The organism is Acinetobacter sp. YH12249 (genome assembly GCF_013417475.1).
In the GTDB taxonomy this organism is placed as follows: domain Bacteria; phylum Pseudomonadota; class Gammaproteobacteria; order Pseudomonadales; family Moraxellaceae; genus Acinetobacter.
In genome coordinates this window covers 20372-42640 of sequence record NZ_VPDX01000025.1, presented here as the reverse complement: position 1 = coordinate 42640, position 22269 = coordinate 20372, and the positions used below count along the sequence as shown (strand labels likewise).

The 22269-nt window shown below is 40.7% G+C and carries 21 protein-coding genes; 14 read left to right on the top strand and 7 right to left on the bottom strand.

The genetic code is table 11. The features are described from left to right. Positions 1-145: 145 nt before the first annotated feature. The 11 genes from FTV25_RS12730 (at position 146) to FTV25_RS12680 (ending at position 8165) form a co-directional block, all read left to right on the top strand. Entirely contained in the window at positions 146-367 is a 222-nt protein-coding gene (locus FTV25_RS12730; protein WP_004785142.1) for a hypothetical protein, read from the top strand. Between the two features lie 149 nt (positions 368-516). Next, complete coding sequence (locus tag FTV25_RS12725; protein WP_180004013.1) at positions 517-765, top strand: DUF6868 family protein; 249 nt, start codon at positions 517-519, stop codon at positions 763-765. A gap of 125 nt (positions 766-890) precedes the next feature. After that, a complete protein-coding gene (locus FTV25_RS12720) occupies positions 891-1604 on the top strand; it encodes an SIMPL domain-containing protein (RefSeq protein ID WP_034705273.1) in 714 nt (237 codons plus the stop codon). Between the two features lie 747 nt (positions 1605-2351). Then, positions 2352-2807, top strand: a complete 456-nt coding sequence (locus tag FTV25_RS12715; RefSeq protein ID WP_180004015.1) for a hypothetical protein — start codon at positions 2352-2354, stop codon at positions 2805-2807. A gap of 87 nt (positions 2808-2894) precedes the next feature. Then, on the top strand, positions 2895-3560 hold the full coding sequence (locus FTV25_RS12710; protein WP_004785137.1) for a pseudouridine synthase: 666 nt from the start codon (positions 2895-2897) through the stop codon (positions 3558-3560). Positions 3561-4129: 569 nt separating this feature from the next. After that, the gene (locus tag FTV25_RS12705) at positions 4130-5074 is read left to right on the top strand and encodes a DUF4041 domain-containing protein (protein WP_180004041.1); all 945 of its coding nucleotides are present in this window, start codon (positions 4130-4132) and stop codon (positions 5072-5074) included. A gap of 236 nt (positions 5075-5310) precedes the next feature. Then, entirely contained in the window at positions 5311-5706 is a 396-nt protein-coding gene (locus FTV25_RS12700; protein ID WP_034171734.1) for a ribonuclease E inhibitor RraB, read from the top strand. Positions 5707-5945: 239 nt separating this feature from the next. Then, positions 5946-6392, top strand: a complete 447-nt coding sequence (locus FTV25_RS12695; protein ID WP_004785131.1) for an SRPBCC domain-containing protein — start codon at positions 5946-5948, stop codon at positions 6390-6392. A gap of 123 nt (positions 6393-6515) precedes the next feature. Next, a complete protein-coding gene (locus FTV25_RS12690) occupies positions 6516-6854 on the top strand; it encodes a zinc ribbon domain-containing protein YjdM (protein ID WP_034705280.1) in 339 nt (112 codons plus the stop codon). Positions 6855-6969: 115 nt separating this feature from the next. Then, positions 6970-7332, top strand: coding sequence for a 5-carboxymethyl-2-hydroxymuconate Delta-isomerase (locus FTV25_RS12685; RefSeq protein ID WP_180004016.1), 363 nt, complete (start codon positions 6970-6972; stop codon positions 7330-7332). Positions 7333-7721: 389 nt separating this feature from the next. Next, complete coding sequence (locus tag FTV25_RS12680; RefSeq protein WP_180004018.1) at positions 7722-8165, top strand: nuclear transport factor 2 family protein; 444 nt, start codon at positions 7722-7724, stop codon at positions 8163-8165. A 112-nt stretch (positions 8166-8277) separates the two neighbouring features. Here FTV25_RS12680 and FTV25_RS12675 read toward each other — a convergent pair whose 3' ends face one another. Next, on the bottom strand, positions 8278-9045 hold the full coding sequence (locus FTV25_RS12675; RefSeq protein WP_180004043.1) for a hydroxymethylpyrimidine/phosphomethylpyrimidine kinase: 768 nt from the start codon (positions 9043-9045) through the stop codon (positions 8278-8280). 258 nt (positions 9046-9303) lie between these two features. On the opposite strand from FTV25_RS12675, the gene FTV25_RS12670 reads away from it, so the two are divergent. Together FTV25_RS12670 and FTV25_RS12665 are read left to right on the top strand one after the other, a co-directional pair. Further along, entirely contained in the window at positions 9304-9951 is a 648-nt protein-coding gene (locus tag FTV25_RS12670; RefSeq protein ID WP_180004020.1) for an HAD family hydrolase, read from the top strand. A 463-nt stretch (positions 9952-10414) separates the two neighbouring features. Further along, positions 10415-14728, top strand: coding sequence for a SwmB domain-containing protein (locus FTV25_RS12665; RefSeq protein WP_180004031.1), 4314 nt, complete (start codon positions 10415-10417; stop codon positions 14726-14728). Between the two features lie 102 nt (positions 14729-14830). Here FTV25_RS12665 and FTV25_RS12660 read toward each other — a convergent pair whose 3' ends face one another. Further along, a complete protein-coding gene (locus FTV25_RS12660) occupies positions 14831-15286 on the bottom strand; it encodes a hypothetical protein (RefSeq protein WP_034706330.1) in 456 nt (151 codons plus the stop codon). A gap of 82 nt (positions 15287-15368) precedes the next feature. Next, the gene (locus FTV25_RS12655; protein ID WP_180004033.1) at positions 15369-15977 is read right to left on the bottom strand and encodes a DUF805 domain-containing protein; all 609 of its coding nucleotides are present in this window, start codon (positions 15975-15977) and stop codon (positions 15369-15371) included. 525 nt (positions 15978-16502) lie between these two features. Here FTV25_RS12655 and FTV25_RS12650 point away from each other — a divergent pair. Further along, on the top strand, positions 16503-17093 hold the full coding sequence (locus FTV25_RS12650) for a DUF4142 domain-containing protein (protein WP_171505613.1): 591 nt from the start codon (positions 16503-16505) through the stop codon (positions 17091-17093). Between the two features lie 81 nt (positions 17094-17174). Here FTV25_RS12650 and FTV25_RS12645 read toward each other — a convergent pair whose 3' ends face one another. From FTV25_RS12645 to FTV25_RS12635, 4 genes are all read right to left on the bottom strand, one after another. After that, positions 17175-18458, bottom strand: a complete 1284-nt coding sequence (locus FTV25_RS12645; RefSeq protein ID WP_004785102.1) for a ribonucleotide-diphosphate reductase subunit beta — start codon at positions 18456-18458, stop codon at positions 17175-17177. Between the two features lie 138 nt (positions 18459-18596). Then, positions 18597-18728, bottom strand: coding sequence for a hypothetical protein (locus tag FTV25_RS16135; protein WP_005237071.1), 132 nt, complete (start codon positions 18726-18728; stop codon positions 18597-18599). A gap of 26 nt (positions 18729-18754) precedes the next feature. After that, positions 18755-19021, bottom strand: coding sequence for a hypothetical protein (locus FTV25_RS12640; protein ID WP_180004035.1), 267 nt, complete (start codon positions 19019-19021; stop codon positions 18755-18757). A 383-nt stretch (positions 19022-19404) separates the two neighbouring features. Then, positions 19405-22239 carry a ribonucleoside-diphosphate reductase subunit alpha gene (locus FTV25_RS12635; protein ID WP_159124296.1) on the bottom strand — a complete coding sequence of 945 codons (2835 nt, stop codon included), beginning with the start codon at positions 22237-22239 and terminating at the stop codon, positions 19405-19407. Positions 22240-22269: the final 30 nt, after the last annotated feature.

The following is a 22269-nucleotide window of genomic DNA, read 5'->3' as shown; positions in this document are numbered from 1 at the left end:
TGTTCAAATGGCGATTCAGCGTTTAATTGGTTTTGGGAAAAAAGAAGAGTTTAAGGAAATTTTGGCAATTTTAAGAAAGCAGAATCCTGATAGGATAAGGGTTCTGTGAAATTTGTCGTGTACAGAGATGTTTAGGGCTGCTCAATTGCAACATTATCTTGATCTCAATCATGACTCGGGTGTGGCCAATTATGAGATTGGCAATGAGTTTATTCGGGTTCAATTCAAGAAAACTTCGAAAGTGTATACCTATAGCTATAGCAGTGCGGGCTATCAGCATGTGGAAAATATGAAACAGCTGGCCCAGTATGGTGATGGCTTAAATGCCTATATCAATCATCATACCCGTCATCTGTTTGTACGCTAAAAAATGATCGCTGGAAGTTAGAACTGAAACTTTTAGCTCAAAATATTTAAACCATTTCTCTTTAGATCACAGATACAAATCAGTAGTTCCTGAACATTTGATTGATCTGTTAACTTAATGATAGATGGCTCTACAGACAGGGAATCACTATGAATCTCGATTTCTGGTGTCGATTTTTACTTTATACATTGGCTTTGAATTACGGCATTTTAATGCTCTGGTTCTTACTCATTGTCTTTGCGCGAGACTGGGTAAAACGATTGCATGGTCAATGGTTTCAGCTTTCAGATTCGACTTTTGATGCCATTCATTATGGCGGCATGGCCATCTATAAAGTCGGGATATTCCTGTTCAATCTGGTTCCGCTGATTGCCATATATTTGATGGGGAAAAGTTAGGAGATAAAACTTTCCAAAGTTCCAGGAATAAATAAAACTGATAGTCGCATCAGCATTACACAGAGCAGTTTAAACGCTTAAAATGCTCGAAACAAAATAACAATATGGAAAAGGAGTTCGGCTCAATGAATCAGTTTAAATCCGCCTTGATTTTAGGGGCTTTGATTGGCTTGGGAATGATTATTGCCGGATTCATTCTGGGTAATAGTGCGGTCAAGATTAAACAGTATGAGCGGATTGTTTCCGTAAAAGGTTTATCGGAACGTGAGGTTAAAGCCGATGTTGCAGTCTGGCCCATCCGTTTTAGTGGCGGTAGTCAGGATCTGACAGAACTGTATGACACTATGGAGCTGCAAACCCAGCAAATTCAGGCTTTCTTAAAAGGTGAAGGTTTTAAGGCAGAAGAAATTACCACCGGTTCTCCAGTCACTACAGATAAATATGCCCAGCAATACGGCGGTGATGCCAATGTTGCCTTACGTTATACCGCGCATCAGACCATTACGGTTTATACCCACAATATTGATGCAGTCCGTGCAGCGCAAACCCGTCTGGTCGCTCTGGGTAAAAAGGGCATTGCTTTTGGTGGTGATGATTCTGGGCAAAGAACGGAATATATCTTTACCAAATTGAATGACATCAAACCAGCCATGATTGAAGAAGCCACGCAAAATGCCCGCAGTGTGGCAGAAAAGTTTGCCGCGGATTCTCAAAGCCGTCTCGGGAAAATCAAGACGGCCAATCAAGGTCTGTTTAGCATTGAAGACCGTGACAGCAATACGCCTTATTTAAAGAAAGTCCGTGTGGTTTCTACAGTGGATTATTATCTGGCGGATTAAATAGCTGGAAAATTGAAAATAATAGTCTGAAAAATTTAGAGCAGAATGAAGTTTTAAGTGAAGATAAATTCCAGTAATTCTGCTCTTTCTGCAATAAAAGATCTTTATTTTGAGCTAAAAGGTAAAAAATTCTTCTTCAAATATATTTAAAGAAAAATATTTTCAAAAATTAGGAAAATTAAAAAATCTTAGGAAATTAATTTTGCCACAGCTTGGCTACTATATATCTCAAGGGTGTGATGGGATCGAAAAGAGTAGCATGCTGTGAGTGGCGCAAAACGCGAGTGCAGTACGAACCCAAAAGGTCTCGATTCGGCTTAGGACGCTATAGACCAAAAGTTTATAGGCTATAAGATCATTTCTTACAAAGAGTGATAGTTGAAGTAAACCATCAAGATGTTTTCCCAACACCCTCAAAATTTTCTCTTCTCATAAAAATAATCTTCTTCTTCAAACTGCTTAATACCTTCCTTACTCAGTCACTTATCTTCTTCCTCAAATAGCTTTAAATTTATTTGAGATTCAAATAAATACTATTAAAATCACATATCTAATCTATTTTATTTACAGTCTATAGTTTTCGATTATCTTATGTTTAAATACTACTCTAATGTCGCTGGTTGTTTATAAGTATTTGATATAAATAATTTAAAGTATAATATGTTTAATATTTGCTCACAAATTATATCCTTGAAAAATAAAACAGAATGCTATGATAATTTTGCATATAAGAAAGGGGCACGTCCCATGAAAAAATATGAATTAGAAATCAGTTATCCGCATCAAGAAGAAGACGAAGCAGAGCAGCTAGGCAGCTTATCGGCAGAAGAAATTCTCTCTACTTTCAAGTCCATTAACTGGCAACAGTTACGGGTTTTACAATTACAGATGCAAGCCGCCATTACCACTTTTACCGTAACAGACTCCGATGCTGAACAGTCGATTCAGATCACACTGAATGAACTGGCGCCCTCAGGTCAGCTTGAGTTCAGGCTGGAAAGTGATATTGAAGTCGAAGCTCAACATAAAATTCTGGGATTGTTTAGCCTGAAAAACAAAGACTATGTGTCATTTCGCAATCTGACTATGTCACAGGTTCAGCAATATCTTATGGCATTCTTAAATGAAGATCTCGACAGTCTGAAAACCCAGTATCAGTCGGGTCATTCAGTATCTCCCATCAGTGCAGCGTCCAAAGCTTAGTCAGGCACTGATTCTGTAACAGGGCTGGATTGACAGTATTCCCTGACATTGTTATTTTGCGCGTTTTCTCCTGAATGCTTAAAGCACATGCCTATTAACGACAACTTTGTCTACGCGCCGCCTCAAGACCCATTGCATATTCTGTATGAAGATGATGATCTGGTCGTCATTGAGAAGCCGGCCGGTTTGTTGTCTGTTCCGGGACGTTTGCCTGAGCATCATGACAGTGCTTATTTACGGGTACTAGAGCGTTATCCGAATGCCAAAATTACCCATCGTCTGGATATGGCGACGTCTGGCATCCTGATGTTTGCCAAACATCGCGATGCTGAAGTGGCAGTCAGTAAAATGTTCCAGGCACGTACAGTCAGCAAGCACTATATTGCGCTGGTACAGGGAGAAATTCAGACCGAGGGCAGTGTCGATGTACCTTTGATTACTGACTGGGAAAATCGCCCACGGCAAATGGTGCATTTTGAACTGGGTAAAGCTGCCAAAACACTCTATCAACGGCTGGAATATCTGCCTGAGCAAGACATCAGCCGGGTATTGCTAACGCCAATTACCGGACGTTCACATCAGCTCAGAGTCCACATGCTGCATATTGGTCATCCGATTACGGGCGATAAAATCTATCATCCGGAACCAACGCGTAGTCCTCTTAATCGCATGGCCTTGCATGCCAGTGAACTGACTTTTACTCAACCCTTGAGTGGTCATAAAGTTGAAATTCTTGCACCTGCACCATTTTAGTAAAATTTAAGCATTCAAAAAATGAATATGGATTCTGATAAATATTTAAATTTTAGTAAGCTGCAACAGAAATGTCAGAATTTATTTCAGTCATCGGAAAATTATGGAGTTGAATTTAAGCAGTTTTCTAGAAAAATTATGTTCTGAATCATGTCTTATCAAGTAATGATTTTTTGAAATTAAAAAAGTGTACCCGGAAAAATTTCAGGAATCATTTAAGGGACTTTATCACTTTATCTTTAGTTTAACTGTTTGATCTATCTATTTTTATTCAGTTTTTATCAAGATTTGCAGTCTCTCAGGGGTTTGTTCTTATAACATTCGATATAAAAATAAAAACCCCTTTAATTGATTATCACCAACAGATTCATTTTAAGTAAATTGATAGGCATAAAAATATTAAGGTTTTATAGGTGAAAAAATCATTTAAAAGATCAATTATATTAAATGTTTATGGTCATTTTTTATCTTTGATTCTCATCATTAAATTATGCAGAATAACTTTAAAACATCATAAATTTTTAATTTTTTAGTGCCTATATATGGTGCAAGGGGTAAGGGACAGGATGATGCTAAGTGGCGCGCTCTTTGTTCTCGCAAGTGTTTTAATCATTGTATTGCTACGGGTATTCAATAGCCTGAAATTATCAAGAAACAATATTCAGTCTCTACAGGAAAATCTGGATCATTCACGCAGTAAATTGGCTGATTATGAAACACAAGTTGATGAATTAAATTATGAAATGACCCAGCTACGGATGCAGCTGGGAAGTGCCAGAACTGAACTGAATAAATATAAAAAATATCAGGATATCTGTGACATCGAACAATACATTATTAACCGCAGTTTGCAGGCTGAAAATTTCGTAGAAGTAACCAAGCTCGATGCCTCCATCATGCTGGATGATCTCAAAGCCCATATCGCCCAGGTCAAAGCATATTTACAGAGTTTACAGGCTCAGGCCGAAGCTGATATTGAGCAGCAGGCCCGAAAAGCTTTACAGGTTTATTATCAGCAGGCTAAAGAACAGCAGCGACTGCAAGAAGTAGTTGAAGCTCTCGAGCATAAGATCAAGGGCTACCAACATGGTTTTGATCTGCCGGTCACGCACCTTCTGGATCAGCTCATTAGTGGCTACAACGATACTGATGCAGCCCGGCATTTACTGACTATCAGAACACAGATTGAGCAGGCCAAAGAACAGCAGCAGGTGGCCAGCTGCAACTATGTTGATGAAGACCGTCGCAAGAGCACCATTGCGATTTTGAGTCTGGCATTTAATAGCAGGGCAGAATTGTATTTGTCCCAGTTAAATACTCATAATCTGGGTGAAATGCTGCAATCCTTAAAAGATGATTATCGCCTGATGAACTATAAAGGACAAAGCTTGAGCCAGGCCATGATTCAGGAGTCCTATCTGAACTTACGTCTGGAAGAGCTTAAATTCGCCGCCGTTTTACTACAGTTACGACAGAATCAAGTATCTGAGCCACCTGTAGTGATCACTTCCTAACTACAATTAAAAAATCCAGATCAACCGATGAAATTTTTTAATCTGCAGATTGATATGCAGGTATTTTTAATTAGATGAAAATGCAGCTTTTTTTTTCAAATTCTTAAATTTATATTGATAAAATTCAGTTGGTTATTTAGAGAAATTCAATTTTTTTTCATATTTTGTACTCGATAATTCAAATAAAATAAGTTAAGCTGAATCGAATAATAAAACATCATAATAAGGATATCTCTATGGCACGCGATTATGACAAATTCCCTGACGATGAAAATGGTCATGTACTGTGGCAAATGTATCAGGATGGTGATGATCTGCAGGACGACCATGAAATAGAATTCTCGATAGCTTTTAATAGTGAAGAGCAGGCTGACCGCTGTGCATTGCATTTACTCAAAGAAGAACAAAAGATAAGCCTATATCAGGATGAGGAGAGCGATACGCTGGAATGGACAATTACCATTCATGTCTATATGCAACCTACCTATGAAAATATTGTCGATCTGGAACAATGGTTTACCAGAATTGCTGCTGAATTTCAGGGTGAATATGATGGCTGGGGCTGTATGGCCTATGTTTACGATGATGAAGGCGACCCGGAAGAAGGCGAAAGCAAACTTCGTAGCAGCTAATCAAAATTTCCTTATTCAAGCCCGGTTAAGCCGGGTTTTTTATGGCCTGCGGTATTGGTCGGGTCAACTGTAGTTTTTTGTTATACATCCTATAAAATGGATAAATAACAATTATATTTAGGTCGTACAGTATATTGGGCAGTCATTTAAATACTGAGGCCGACGAGATCGGGATGATCCGTCCGAATAATAAATAAAAATAATCTTTCAGTAAGAACAAGAAAAAAAGGTAGGCTGAAATGAGTTATACCCTAAAAATGCATCGCGTATTCAGTGCGCCACCGGAACGGGTGTACCGGGCCTTTATTCATCCAGATGCCATCGCAAAATGGCTGGCACCGCATGGCTTTACTGCCAGAGTTGAGCATGCCGAAGTCAAACCGGGGGGCAGCTATAAAATCACCTTGACCAATTTTGCCACTGGTACCCAGCATCATTTACATGGCACCTATCATGAAGTTATTCCTAACCAGTTACTGCGCTATACCGATTGCTTTTCTACACCTGAGGTCAAAGGTGAAATTGAAGTCACGCTCATCTTTGAAAAAGTGTCTGTAGGCACCAGCCTGCATATTATTCAGGTGGGTTATCCGGATCTGGTACCGCCATCTGCATGCCACTTAAGCTGGCAGGAGTCATTGCAACTTTTGTCCTGGTTGGTCAATCCACATATTTTGGATGGTTAGGTTCAGTTAATTAAGTTGAGCGGGAGATCCTTTTAAAGCTTGAGCATGAGCCCACCCAAAGATGCTATAATTCAGCTTTAATTTTTTGTTTTTTCTTTTATTTTTTATTTTGTTGAGGTTGCTATGGCTCTACCACAATGCCCAAAATGCCAGTCTGAATATACTTATGAAGATGGTGACTTGTTAATCTGCCCAGAATGTGGATATGAGTGGAAAGAAGGGGAAGCAACTGAGGAAACCGTGGTCATCAAGGATGCGCATGGCAATCTGCTGGCTGATGGCGACACAGTTACGGTGATTAAGGATCTTAAAATTAAAGGATCTTCTTCAGTGGTTAAAGTCGGGACTAAAGTCAAAAATATTCGTCTATTGCCCGATGCAACTGATGGACATGATATTGACTGTAAAATTGATGGCATTGGCGCCATGAAGCTCAAATCTGAATATGTGAAAAAAGCCTGATACGTTCTTATACGAATGAGTGCTTTCGGTCTTCGGGTTTGAAGGTTTATGCTTCTTCCTCAAACTCGAAGATCAATCTCTTCTGATTGCCATATCATGCCTGGATCTATGCTTTATGCCTCATCTTCATCTTGAATATTCAGATAATATTCAGCAGCTTGAAACCCGACCTTTAATGTTGGCAATTCACCAGGCCTTATTTAACGCCGGTTATATTAATGACCCGAATGATTTAAAAAGTAGGGCGATTGTACAGCAGGATTTTGTGATTGGACTAGAGCAGGAGACAGATCAGGCTTATGTGCATGCTAAAGTTTCTCTCCTGACTGGTCGTAGTCTGGCCATCCGCCAGGCAATTTCCAAGCTGGTACTTCAGGTCATGCAGCAGCACATTGTCTCGCAGCCAGGGTTAAAGATTCAGCTCTGTGTTGAAATTCTGGAAATGGACAAAGAGACTTATACTAAAGCTATTATTTGATTTTTTTAGATTGAAGTGAGGACTAGGAAATGAAGTTTTCTTAGTTTCTCTCTTTATCTTGAATACATCAGAACTTAATAAAAAATTGAGAAGTATCAAAGCGATTTTGAAATATAAAGAACGATAAATAAAACTAGAGCATGAAAATTTAAATAATCAGTCAAAATTCACCTGATTATTGCAGTTGATCAGAAAATTTTGCCTATAATTAAAAAAATAGTGTAATTTTAGGTATTAGGTCACACTTTTGACCTGATATATGGGGGATGGGTAAAACCAGGACCCATTCACATAATTAAAAATAATGAAAAACAAGAAAGACTGAAAGTAATGAGATGCTTGAAATCTCGGTTTTCAAGTCTGAATAAAACCTTATAGAGAGGTATTCAATGAAAATAATAGGGGAAGAATGTCTGGCTCAGGAAGTCAGGACATTTTTACAAAAATGGGATCAAGCTATTTGTTCACTTGAATTCAGCGAAATTCGTCAACTTTGCCGACCAGATGTCTGTCTGATTGATATTAGCTCCGAACTGAAAGGGATCGAGGCTTATCAGGCTGCATGGCAACAGTACCGCCCATATATGCGCAACAATGGTATGCGCGTTGAACGGCAGGAGGTCACCATTCAGGTCAATAATGACATGGCTTTCGTATATGGTTATGTCCGGATTGCCTATGCGGCGATGGAACGATATTTCCCTTTGCAATGGTGCCGCTTCAGCATGGTCTTGAGCAAGCAGCAAGATCAGTGGCAATTGCATTATCAACATATTTCTGTCCCTGTTCAGGAGAAGACTGAAAAACTGCGCCCTGTGAAACTGGCAGGTTAAGGCAAAAGTTTTAAATTTCATTGAAACAAGATCATCACATCTATTTGTCCATTCTTGAAAAAAATCGCCATAAAAAAGCCTGAATCGTTCAGGCTTTTTTATTTAGGGAAGATTAAAAGCGTTTTGGAATGCGCTGACCATTCGGTACCGGAATTTCCGCATTTTTTAATACGCCAAATAACCAGGTTTCTGCATGTTGTACTGCTGTTTTCAACTGTTCACCCAAGGCTAGACGTCCGGCAATGAAACTCGCCAGTGAACAGCCTGAGCCATGATATTCACCTTTCAGACGCGGACAACGGGTTTCGTTGATCAATTCACCCTGAATATATAGACGGTTCTGGATATAGTCGGGAGTATCTTCGTGGCCACCTTTAACAAGAATCGCGTGGGCACCCATTTCGAACAGTTTCTGCGTGGCTTGATCTAAATCCTGCTCACCTGTCAGAGCGCGCAACTCGACTGTATTTGGAGTTAAAATCGTGGCTAGCGGAATCAGTTGTTTAAACGCTTTGACCAGTGTGGCTTGATTGCCAAGTGAGCCACCACTATTGGCTACCAGCACTGGATCCAGTACATACTGATAGTCCGGATGCGCAGTTAGAAATTCTGCCAGTGCTTCAATATTTTCAGTCGTTCCCAGCATGCCTGATTTAACACAACGAATCGGCAGATCCTTTACCACAGCATTGGCCTGAGCCAGCAGTAATTCCTTTGAAGTTGCTTCAAAACCAAAGACCTGTTGCGAGTTCTGGATAGTCAGGGCTGTACAGGCTATTGCAGCATGAGCACCACTTTGACCGATGGCTTCAATATCTGCTTGAAGGCCTGCTCCACCTGAAGGATCTAAACCTGAAAAGCAAAGTACGGTAGGTCGCAAAATGATGTCCTTCATTCACTAAAATTGCCTTAGTATAGGCAAATTTATTCAAACTCTCGATATTAATTTCTATCACTTGCAAGAACGGTCTGTCAGGCAAAATTTCGTATGTTTTATCTGATCAAAATATAGAGTTGATTACCCTGAAAATGGGCATTCTTGGCTTGTTTTTATGGCCTAATAATTGCTTTAGGGTAGACAAATCTGGCTATACTCACGATATGAATTGATGTCGGCTGCAAACATAGGGGACAAGGTGTGATTCAGAATATTTTAATTGACTTGGATGGTACATTAACTGATCCAAAAGTGGGGATTACGACTTCTGCCCGCTATGGTCTGGAAAAGGTGGGTCATCCGATCAGTGAAGACACGAATATTGACTGGATTATCGGGCCTCCTCTAAAAGCTTCGCTAGCCAAAATTCTGAATGTAGATGCGGATGATACCCTGGCTGAACAGGCACTAATGGCATATCGTGAGCGTTTTGCAGTGACTGGCTTATATGAAAATCACGTCTTTGAAGGTGTAGCTGAAACTCTGGCGGAACTTAAACGCCGTGGTTATCGCCTGTTTCTCGCAACAGCAAAACCAACCGTTTATGCCAAACAGATTCTGGAACATTTTAATCTGGCCCAGTATTTTACTGAGATTTATGGCAGTGAGCTGAATGGTGATCGGACCAATAAAGGGGAACTGATTCAGTATATCCTGGAACAACAAGGCATACAGGCTGATCAATGCATTATGGTGGGGGACCGTGAGCATGATATTTTTGGTGCCCGCCATAATGGGATTGAGTCGATTGCAGTCAAATACGGCTATGGTTCAGAAATTGAATTACAGCAGGCACAGCCTAAATATACGATTGAGAACTTTAGTCATTTATTAGACTATTTAAAATAATTTTTTATTTTCATTAAAAATAAAATGCTTCTATGTTTAGGAGCATTTTTTATATTCATTATTAACAATAATTTTTAACTTCACCTTTTGAATAGAAATCTGTTTTATTGCGTTAACTTGATTAATTGTTTGTATACTTTTGTTCTAATATTTTTCATGCTTACATAAATATAATAATGCATTTTATGTGATCAATGTCATATTTTAATGAACCTATTTGATTATAATTCACAAAAACATATTTTCCTATTTTAATATCTATTTATTTAAATCTAGCTAAAAATATTAAAATTCAACAGCTTAATTTTATAATAAGTTTTTAATTTATTCATTTCACTATGTTTACAATATTTGGTAACAAGTTAAAGATAACATTTTTCAGATTCTCATTCCTTGATTTTGATGCTATGTATTTCACGTTTAATTAAGCAATAAATAAATTATAAAAAAGGATGGGAATAATATGGCGAATATACAGATATTATCGGCAGAGAATGGAGAATTAATTCAGGATATTAATACTAATATTGTGAATTTGACCGAAAAATCAGTGATCAAGGTAAATGCCACGATTGATGAAGTGGCAAAAATTACACGTCAAGGTAATTCGGCTGTTATCTATTTTAAAAATGGTGAAACCATTACGATCGAAAATTATTTTGATTATGCAGTCAATGATAATCGAATCGTTTTTGAACATGAAGGTCAATTGTACTGGGCGGAATTTACTGATGAAAATGGGGTAATGCTCGATACGATTCGATATCACCCGCTTACAGGAGATCTGGCTGAGAGTGAAACCGTAGCTGCGGGTATTTTACCTTGGTTGGGTGGGGCACTGGCTCTAGGAGCTATTGCGGCAGCGGCAGGTGGAGGCTCATCCTCAGGAAGTAGTTCGGATAATCGGGATACGAGTCCGCCGAAGTTAACCGGCGTCATTGTGAATGAAGAAGGCCAGCTTGAACTGAGTTTTGATGAAAATATAAATGGTTCAAATCCACGCGCTGAAGATTTCACAGTGGTTGTGGATGGAGAAGAAATTCCTGTCACCGATATTATTGTACAAGATGACAAGATTATCCTAATTACAGAGCCAGAGATCCGGGACGGACAAGAAGTTACAGTGGAATATCAGGATAGTACACCTGATGATAATCAGGGAATTAAGGATTCAGAAGGGAATGTATTAGAAGATCTGGATTCAGATGATGTGGGTGGAGTGCAGAATCCGGATATTAGTGGCCCCATACTTTTAGCTGCGGAAGTTAATGCCAATGGCAATATCGAGCTTAGTTTTAATGAAGCACTGGATGCAGATAATTTACCTCCTTTAGATAGTCTGGTCGTTACAGTGGGTACCGCACCAGATCAAACTACAGTCGATGTAATTAATATTGTTGCCGATGGAAATACCTTAACGCTGATTACCAGTCCGGTGATTGCAGCAGGTCAGACTGTCAGTGTGGAATATATCGATCCAACTGCTCGGAATGATGAGAATGCCATTCAGGACTTGGCAGGGAACGATGCGGCAAGCTTTAGCACAGTGGAACTACCCAATGGGGTGATCAATGATTCAGAACAACCCGTTGTAGATACAGCAAGTCCAGTTCTTATTGATGCCGAAGTCAATGCTGACGGTAATATCGAACTCAACTTCAATGAAGATGTTTCGACTTCGAATCCTTTGCCTGCTGATTTCACAGTAGTGGTCGATGGAGCAGAAATTCCGGTAACTGACATTGTCTATGACGGCAATAAAATCATTCTGGTAACCGATCCTGTTATTACTGAAGGTCAGGAAGTAGAAGTCACTTATGCTGACAGTACACCGGGAGACGGACAGGGAATCCGTGATGGCAGTGGTAATGTACTAGATGGTTTTGATGCGGTAGGAGTTGGGGGAGTTGAAAATAACTCGGAACAACCAGTAGAAGATACGGAAAGTCCAGTTCTTATTGATGCTGAAGTCAATGCAGACGGTAATATTGAACTTAGCTTCAATGAAGATGTGTCAACCTCGAATCCGTTGCCTGCTGATTTCGCGGTAGTAGTTGATGGAGAAGAAATCCCGGTAACTGACATTATCTATGACGGCAATGAAATCATTCTGGTAACTGATCTAGTCATTACCGAAGGTCAGGAAGTAGAAGTCACTTATGCTGACAGCACCCCGGGAAATGGTCAGGGAATCCGTGATGGCAGTGGTAATGTGCTGGATGGATTTGATGCGGTAGAAGTTGGGGGAGTTGAAAATAACTCAGAACAGCCAGCAGAAGATACGGAAAGTCCAGTTCTTATTGATGCTGAAGTCAATGCAGACGGTAATATTGAACTTAGCTTCAATGAAGATGTTTCGACCTCGAATCCTTTACCTGCTGATTTCACAGTAGTCGTAGATGGAACAGAAATTCCGGTGACCGATATTGTTTATAACGGCAATGAAATTATCTTGGTAACCAATCCTGTTATTACTGAAGGTCAGGAAGTTGCAGTCACTTATGCTGACAGTACTCCGGGAGAGGGTCAGGAAATCCGTGATGTCAGTGGCAATGTACTGGATAGCTTCGATGCGGTAGAAGTAGGTGGCGTTGACAATAACTCAGAGCAACCAGTAGAAGATACTGTAGCCCCTGTATTAATTGATGCTGAAGTCAATGCTGACGGTAACATCGAACTCAGTTTTAATGAAACTCTAGATGCAGACAATTTACCACCTTTAGATAGTCTAGTCGTTACAATCGGTACAGCTCCAGATCAGACTACAGTCGATGTGATCAATATTGCTGCCGATGGAAATATCCTCACGATGATTACCAATCCAGTGATTACAGCTGGGCAGACCGTTAGTGTCGAATATACTGATCCAACTACTGGAAATGATGACAATGCAATTCAGGACTTGGCAGGGAATGATGCCGCAAGCTTTACTACAGCGGATCTACCAAATGGAGTTGTAAATAATTCAGAACGTTTACTGAATCTTGCCGATGATAATGTGTCCGCAATTTTGGAAGGATCACGAGATGCAACTGTATTGGAAACATATAGTGATAGTAGTGGTATCGACGTGCTCAATGGCACTTCGGAAGTTGCCGTGGTCGATTTTACGATTGAGGAAAATATTTCTAGCGTGGTGATTGCAGTACAGCAAGAAAATCTGGTTAGCTTGGCGAATGCCTTTACTTTCGTGGTACGTAATACAACCACTGGCGAAGAATTTGAGGTCGCTTCAGCAAATACCAGTCAAGGCGGCTTAGTTGCTGGTGCATTGGGACTGGAGCTGCTGGGTGGAGTAGCAGATGCTCAAGGATTGAGACTGGATATTAATGACTTGCCTGCTGGAACCTATGAAGTCTCGGTATATGGTGATTCTTCACAATTAGCAGATATCCTGACCACTATAGATTTAGCGAATTTAGGCGATAACACGGTTAACAATCTGGTGTCAGATACTGTATTAGGTTTACTCGAAGCTACCTTGACTGGCCAAAACGCTGATCCTCGTGGAATTCTGGAGCAATTGACACTTCGTGAGTTATTGGATTTAACTACAGGTTCTTCTGTACCAATTATAAATACTTTAACCACAGCAGTTGATTCAGTCTTGTCATTGGCTCTGGATAACATACTAGTTCGCCCAATATTAGGTGATGTATACAATACCTCCGTAGGGAGTTTACTTGCAGGAAATGGAGGCGGGGCATTAGGATTCCTATTAACTACTTTAGGATTGGGTACAGCATTAGATGCGCTTCTAAATGGAATTTTAGAAGGGGTAGATGGTGCAGGCCAGGCATTATTCGATAACCTGGTTGAACCACTAGTTAGCGATATTTTGCTAGATACCGTGCTTGAAGAAACTGGCCTAACGACTGGTTTAAATACCTTGCTCGGATCATTAAATACATTGCTAAGTACTTTAGGGCTGGATGATGTTTTACCAGCTGTTGATGGCTTAATAGACCTGATCGCTCAAGAAGCCTTAAGTAATCCATTAACGCTATTTGGTGGAACCACTGCTGAAGTCTACGAAGTCAATGGAGAAATCTACCGTGCAACAGGCAATATTCAGGAAACTTCAGCCGACGGCACACAAGCGGATAATTGGGCGGGTGGCGTATTAACTGAGATTAATGGGCAGCCAGTAACTTTCGATTTAAGTGATGAGGGAGGTAACTTTACCATTATCGAAGGGACGTATGGTGAGCTCAAACTCTATGAAAATGGTAATTTCAGTTATGAATACAATAGTGCAGTAGGAAAGGGCCCATTACTGAGTGAAGTATTTGAATATACGGTAACGCGTAATGCGGGACAGGCCGATCAGGAAAGTGCTTCAGCAAATCTGGTGATCAATATTGATCGCGTAAACCAGATTATTAACTATGCCGACGATCCAGCAGATAACCTGTTACAGGGTGGCGCAGGTGATGACATCCTGACGGGTGGTGCAGGAGCAGACACAGCGATCTATTATTTACTGAATAATGCTGATGCAACAGGCGGTAATGGTACAGATACCTGGACTGACTTCAATGCAGTTGAAGGTGATACCATCGATGTCTCTGCATTATTAAGTGATCAGGCAGTAGATGCGTCAAATCTGGGGAACTATATCACGCTCGAACAACGTGGAGATGATACAGTCGTGACGATCGATCGTGATGGTTCCGATACCAATACCACCTTTGCACGCGCTGATTTGCTGATATTACAGAATGTAGACAGTGCAACTTTACAGCTGGATGACATCATTAAATATAATCCAATCTAATCAGAAGTTTTTAAAATGGATTATTCATAAAAATTTATGATGTCATTGAACTTCAATTAAAAAATCCCGCTTAATGCTGGGTTTTTTAATTTTATATGGCATTTAAAGTGTTAAAAACCAGATAGAAGCAGCAATGACGACAATTAAGATAACCAGAAAGATTTTTAGATTGGTTTTAGGATAAGTGGTGCTTAAGCTCGCTTTCGTAATTTCCTGACCTGCGGGATCATACAGAATCACCTTTTGTGCACTATTTTCATAACCTAATTCTAGCAGGGCACGCTGTTCAAGAGCTGTCAGACCCTCTTCAGGCATATCCATAACTTGCAGCAGCGTTGTAGAGCCCCAAAGTTTTTGAACAATTGAAGTAGATACCAGCTGTTTTAGGGTGTCTGAGGCAGCATTAAAGTCGGCAATGATGCTGCGTTCATGCGCATAGGGAACGGGAGGGACCATTGTTTGCACAATCGTGCCCTCATTGTCCATCAGTTGCATTTTATCTTTATAAATTTGCACCCATATTGCATTGGGAAGTTTGGATAACTGATCTTGCAGCATGAATTGCCTACGTATTGCTTTGATATTAAATTAAATAATCTATAAACATATCCCGTATCAAGACGGGATATGTAATGTTCCATTACTTGTCAGGAGCACCATATTCATTATTTTCTTTTTTGGTATCACTTGCCCACCAGATAATGAGTAAAATGGCTCCTATCCCTGTCAGTACAAGCAATTGCCACCATCCAGAGCGTCCAATGTCATGCAAGCGACGTGCCCCTACAGCCAGACTTGGGAGCAGAAGCGCTAAATTTAGCAGGCCATTCACCAAAGGTTTGGTGCCTAAAACTGCATCAATGGCTTCACTAATAATGCTTAAAATTACACAAAACAGCATAAAGAACCAAAATTCTTTACGGCGTGCACGACCTGAAAAGTTTGCATAATTGGTTAGACATTTTACGAACCAATCGATACTGCTGTAATTCTCTTCAGCCTGATCCAGATTGGAATATTTATTAATCTGATTGCTAATGCTTTCTCCCAGATGAATCGAGTTTCCCAAAGCCAGATAAATATCTGCTGCCTGACCGGTTGAGTTAACAATAAAATCAACCCGGTCACCGCGTGAAGGAGGGCGTTGTCCACGCCAGTCTGCACCGCTAAAACTGTAGCGGTTGTTATCATCCCCTGTGATAAAACCCGTATTATCTTGAATAGAAAAATCCAGGATGGAACCTTTCATAAGCCCTCTCTATTTATCTTCTGGCTATTATGGATTTGTATAAATATTATTCATATATGGCCGATAGTAGCATAGGAAATTTATTTTGAGATCAAGCTTTTATAAAAATATTTAGGTAATAAATTTTCACTATCTAAAGCTAGAAGTTCTGATTAATAAGAAGTTGATTTAGCCGATAACAAATAATTTAGTTAAATTTAGATTTTCTTAATTTGTTGAATAATAAGGAATGATTTAATGGAGCAAAACTAAGATAAGTTTAATAAGGCTAAAAATATACTGAAATTTATAAAATAGAATTTAAATCAATAACTTAATTAATTTTAGTATTTTATTCAATATAAATATATTGCGAATTTTTACGTAGAGTTTGAATAAGAAACTAATCCCCAACAGACTTTGCTTAAGTTAATAAATGCTTATATATTGATCTCATAAAACAACTTAAACATTACACTGTTTTTAAGTGAATTCACCTATTTTATAAAGACAATTTTAATTAATAAAACATTAAAGAGTGCCATGATGAAAGCTATTCCAATGAAGAAGATGATTAACTGCGTTGCGATGAGTGGTGTATTGCTATTCACTGCTGGTCAAACGATGGCAATGAATCAGCAATCTTCAACTGCTGCTCAAGCAAATTCTAAAGCATCAAATGACAGCCGAATGAATTTAACTGAGAGCCAAGTGATTAAGGTTGTAAGTACGGTCAATAACGGTGAAATTAAACAGGCAAAAACAGCTTTGCCAAAACTTAAAACAGATGACGCACGTAAGTATGCGCAAATGATGATTAGCGAACATACAGCGAACGAGAAAAAAGGCCAGGCTCTGGCAGACCGTTTAAAATTAACTCCTCAAGCAAGCAGTCTCAGTACGGCATTGCAAAGCGATAGTGACAAGATTGTTACTGACCTGAGCAAGCCATCTGCAGCCGATAAAGACTATATGATGAGTCAGGTTGAAGTACATCGTAAAGCCCTGAACACTTTGGATACACAATTGATTCCAAATGCGAAAAATGCGGAATTAAAAAGCATGTTGACGCACACCCGTACTGCGGTAGCGACACATCTGAAAAAAGCTGAACAAATCGTTGAAAAGATGAAATAAGTTAAGCATTCATCCAATAAAAAAACCGCCATTTTAGGCGGTTTTTTTGATCATAATACTTTATATATTATGTGATATTTCTTACCAGCTTAACGCGCCACCAGTTTGATAATCTGTTACGCGAGTTTCGAAGAAGTTCTTCTCTTTACGTAGATCCATCATTTCTGACATCCACTGGAATGGATTGTTCACACCAGTAAACTGTTCAGGCAAGCCTAACTGGCTCAAGCGACGGTTACAGATAAATTTCAGGTATTCTTCCATCATACCGGCATTCATGCCCAATACACCGCGTGGCATCGTGTCACGTGCATATTCGATTTCAAGCATGGTGCCTTCAAGGATCATCTGAATCACTTCTTGCTGGAATTCAGCAGTCCACAGATGTGGGTTCTCGATCTTGATCTGGTTGATCATATCAATACCGAAGTTCAGGTGCATAGATTCATCACGCAGGATGTACTGGAATTGCTCAGCAACACCATTCATCTTGTTACGACGACCCATAGACAGAATTTGGGTGAAACCGCAGTAGAAGAAGATACCTTCAAGTACACAGTAGAATGCGATCAGGTTGCGAAGCAAGATCTGGTCGTTTTCTGGTGTACCGGTTTTGAAAGTAGGATCACTTAGAGATTGTGTATATTTCAAGCCCCAAGCCGCTTTACGTGCAACTGATGGGACTTCGCGGTACATGTTGAAGACTTCACCTTCGTCCATACCTAAAGACTCGATACAGTACTGGTAAGCATGCGTATGAATCGCTTCTTCAAATGACTGACGCAGGATGTACTGACGGCATTCAGGGTTGGTGATGTGACGGTAGATCGCCAATACCAGATTGTTTGCTACTAGTGAATCCGCAGTAGAGAAGAAACCAAGTGAACGCATCACGATGGTACGTTCATCTTCAGTCAAGCCATTTTCAGACTTCCACAACGCGATGTCGTGGTTCATGTTGATTTCTTGAGGCATCCAGTGGTTCGCACAACCATCCAGATATTTCTGCCAAGCCCATTCGTATTTGAATGGCACTAACTGGTTCAAGTCAGCACGGCAGTTGATCATACGTTTATCATCAACCTGTACACGCTGTGCGCCCATCTCAAGTTCTTCAAGACCAGGCGCAACGTCCAGTTGGTCTAGGGAAGCAGATGCTCTTGCCAGTGAATCGGTTGAATTTGATCCTGCGCTTCGAGGGGCTGCAGCGGGTTGTGCAGCTGCCACATTCGACGATGTGTTGCTTGCATCAGATACCATCTGCGGATTAGCCGTTTTTTTCGGCTCGACGGGCGTAGGCTGCTGTTCAGGTGCAGCCGGTTTTTGCGAATCATCTTCGAAATCGTCCCAACTTAGGATAGACATATCAATTCTCTCTAGTTGCTTTATATCTTTTATTAGACATCCAGCAGTGCTGAGATGTCTTACTATACGCTCAATTTGTGTAAACAAAATTAAGTTTTGTCGATGAATGCTCTGAATTTGTTCAGAGATAAATCCCCACTACTTATTTTGTTTACGCTGTTGCTGGCGAACTTTAAACCAGAAATAAGCAATCGGTGCGTAGAAGGTAACGGCAAAGGAAAGGATCAATGCCACAAGTCCTAACATGTAATTGTGAGTCATATGGGGCATTGAGGTTTCCTTTTTAAATAAACATATTAGATATGTTTATTAATCCAATCCCATGTTTCTTGTCTCAACCATCCAGAGTGATTTTTTGAGGCAGGCATTACTAGAATTAGATCATTACTATCTGTATGTTTTCTAAGTCGCTCTCTTATTTGCTCACTAGACAAAGTTGTACTAATAAACCAATAAGAGTCCATTACATGACACCAATCAGGAAAGTTTTTTATTTCCTTCCGCACAGCTTCATGTTTCTGACCTGGTGTTACCAAATCATAACTTATAGAATAAACCGCCATTTTCATACTCCTTAAATATCATTAGGGCAGTTGTTACTCAAAAGTCCTTGACGATATTGCGAGATCAGGCGATTATTCACCTGCTTTTAGCGAAGCAATATGTCGAAGAACTCGCTTCTTAGACTGGAAAGGGGATCTGTAGGAAGATTCCCTTTTTTTATGTCTAAAATTTGGCTCTTAGGATTGGCTGTAGGAACTGCCTTACCTTTGAGTGTGATGACTATCGTAATAATCAAAACAAAATCTCTTTAAAATTTGAATCCCCCTCTTGCGCAGCAGTGCTGCTCACCTTTTGCAAAGGGGGACTTGCATCCCGCCATTTGCTTCGAGAAATCCCCCTCCTTTGAAAAAGGAGGGTCGGGGTGGATTAGAAACCCGTCAGATTATTGACAAGCCTCACAATCAGGATTATCAATTGAACATGCTTGTGGCACTGGCGCTGCTTGAGTGAAACCTTCTTCCTCTACAGGCGCTTCAGGTTTTTTCTCTTCAACCACTGGCGCTGCAACTACAGGAGCCGCAACAGTTGCAGGTTTAACTGCATTCAATGCACCAGTATTAATGGTTGATTTTTCAGCAGAAGTTGCACCTAATGCACGTAGGTAGTAAGTGGTTTTCAGACCACGTAACCAAGCCATCTTGTAAGTGATGTCCAGTTTCTTACCGTTTGCACCAGCGATGTACAGGTTCAGAGATTGCGCCTGATCGATCCATTTTTGACGACGAGAAGCAGCATCTACGATCCAGCGTGGCTCAACTTCAAACGCAGTCGCAAAGATCGCTTTCAATTCTTCAGGAATACGAGAAATCTTTTGTACTGAACCTTCAAAGTGTTTCAGGTCATTGACCATCACTGCATCCCAAAGACCACGTTCTTTCAACGCACGTACCAGGTATGGGTTGATCACTGTGAATTCACCAGACAGGTTAGATTTCACATACAGGTTCTGGAATGTAGGCTCGATTGACTGAGACACGCCACAAATGTTCGAAATAGTTGCAGTCGGAGCAATCGCCATCACATTCGAATTACGCATACCGTCTTTTTGAACTTTGGCACGTAAAGTGTCCCAGTCCAGACGTTGTGTGCGGTCTACTTCAAACATGCGTTCTGGACGAGTTTTCGCAACCAGGTCAAGTGAGTCGATTGGCAGAATACCTTGATCCCACAATGAGCCTTTGAATGTTTCATACGTACCGCGTTCAACAGCAAGGTCACTTGAAGTTGAAATTGCGTAGTAAGAAATCACTTCCATTGATTCATCAGCAAACTCAACCGCAGCGTCAGAACCGTAAGCCATACCCATTTCGTAAAGCGCATCCTGGAAGCCCATGATACCCATACCGACTGGACGGTGTTTCAGGTTCGAGTTACGTGCTTGTGGAACTGCGTAGTAGTTGATGTCGATCACGTTATCGAGCATACGAACCGCAGTTTTTACTGTACGAGCCAGTTTTTCACGATCCAGCTTGCCGCCTTGAACGTGTTGTACCAGGTTGATCGAACCTAAATTACATACTGCGATTTCTTCTTTGCTGGTGTTCAGGGTGATTTCTGTACACAGGTTAGAAGAGTGAACCACACCTACGTGTTGTTGTGGTGAACGCAGGTTACATACGTCTTTGAACGTGATCCATGGGTGGCCTGTTTCGAACAGCATAGACAGCATTTTGCGCCACAAATCTTTTGCACGGATTTTCTTGTGCAACATGTTTGTTTCTTTGGCAATGCTTTCGTAGTAAGCATAACGCTCAGCGAATTCTGCACCAGTCAGATCATGAAGATCAGGCGTTTCAGAAGGTGTGAACAGTGTCCATTCAGCATCTTCGAATACACGTTGCATGAACAGGTCAGGAACCCAGTTCGCAGTGTTCATGTCGTGAGTACGACGACGGTCATCACCCGTATTCTTACGCAGCTCAAGGAATTCTTCGATATCCAGATGCCAGGTTTCCAGGTATGCACATACCGCACCTTTACGTTTACCACCCTGATTTACTGCAACAGCAGTATCGTTGGCAACTTTAAGGAATGGCACCACACCTTGAGACTTACCGTTTGTACCTTTAATGTAAGAGTTCAGGGCACGAACTGGAGTCCAGTCATTACCTAAACCGCCTGCCCATTTAGACAGCATTGCGTTATCACGCATCGCGCCATAGATGTCAAACAGATCATCATCAATTGTAGTTAAGTAGCAGCTAGATAACTGTGGACGTAGCGTACCTGAGTTGAACAGGGTAGGCGTAGACGCCATGTAGTCGAAGCTAGACAATAAGTTATAGAACTCGATTGCACGGTCTTCACGGTTATCTTCGTTCAGGGCAAGACCCATAGACACACGCATGAAGAACAATTGCGGCAATTCGAAACGCACGCCATCTGAGTGGATAAAGTAACGGTCAAATAGGGTTTGCAGACCTAGGTAAGTGAACTGGTTTGAACGTTCTGGTTGAATCGCTGCAGCCAGCTTAGCCAGGTCAAAGTTTAACAATTCAGGTGAAAGAAGCTCTAACTCAATCCCTTTTTTCAGGAAAGTTTCAAGTGCATCACCTTCATTAGTATCAGTGGATAGACCCAAGAACTCTAAACCGGTAGCCACCAGGTCATCACGCAACAGACGTGCAGTCACATAAGTATAGTTAGGTTCTTGCTCAATACGGGTACGAGTTGCCATCATCATTGTGGTAGAGATGTCAGACTCTTTTACACCGTTATAAAGGTTTTTTACGGTCTCATCGACAATCGCCTGTACGTCGATCCCTTCAAGGCCTTCAGCAGCACGAGTCACAGTCGCAGTCAATTCGCTTAAGTCAAGCGGCTTTAACTTACCTTCTGCATCAGTGACTTGCAGTGTAGGGTGATGGTTGGCACCTAACTGTTTGCGCGCTTCAGAACGTTGTTCACGGTAGATGACATAGGCACGTGCAACTTTCTGTTCGCCAGTACGCATCAGCGCAAGTTCAACCTGATCCTGAATTTCTTCGATATGGATCGTGCCACCCGATGGTAAACGGCGTTTGAATGTATTCAGAACCATTTCCGTTAATTGTTCGATACGGTCGTGTATACGGCTCGAATCTGCACTTTGCTGGCCTTCTACTGCCAAAAATGCTTTTCCAATTGCAACAGAAATTTTTTCTGCATCAAAAGCGGCAACATCACCGGTGCGTTTAATCACCTGAAGTTGACCCGGAGTGGACGTGATTACGCTCATGTTAGCATAGCTCCATTGTCATCTATTTTT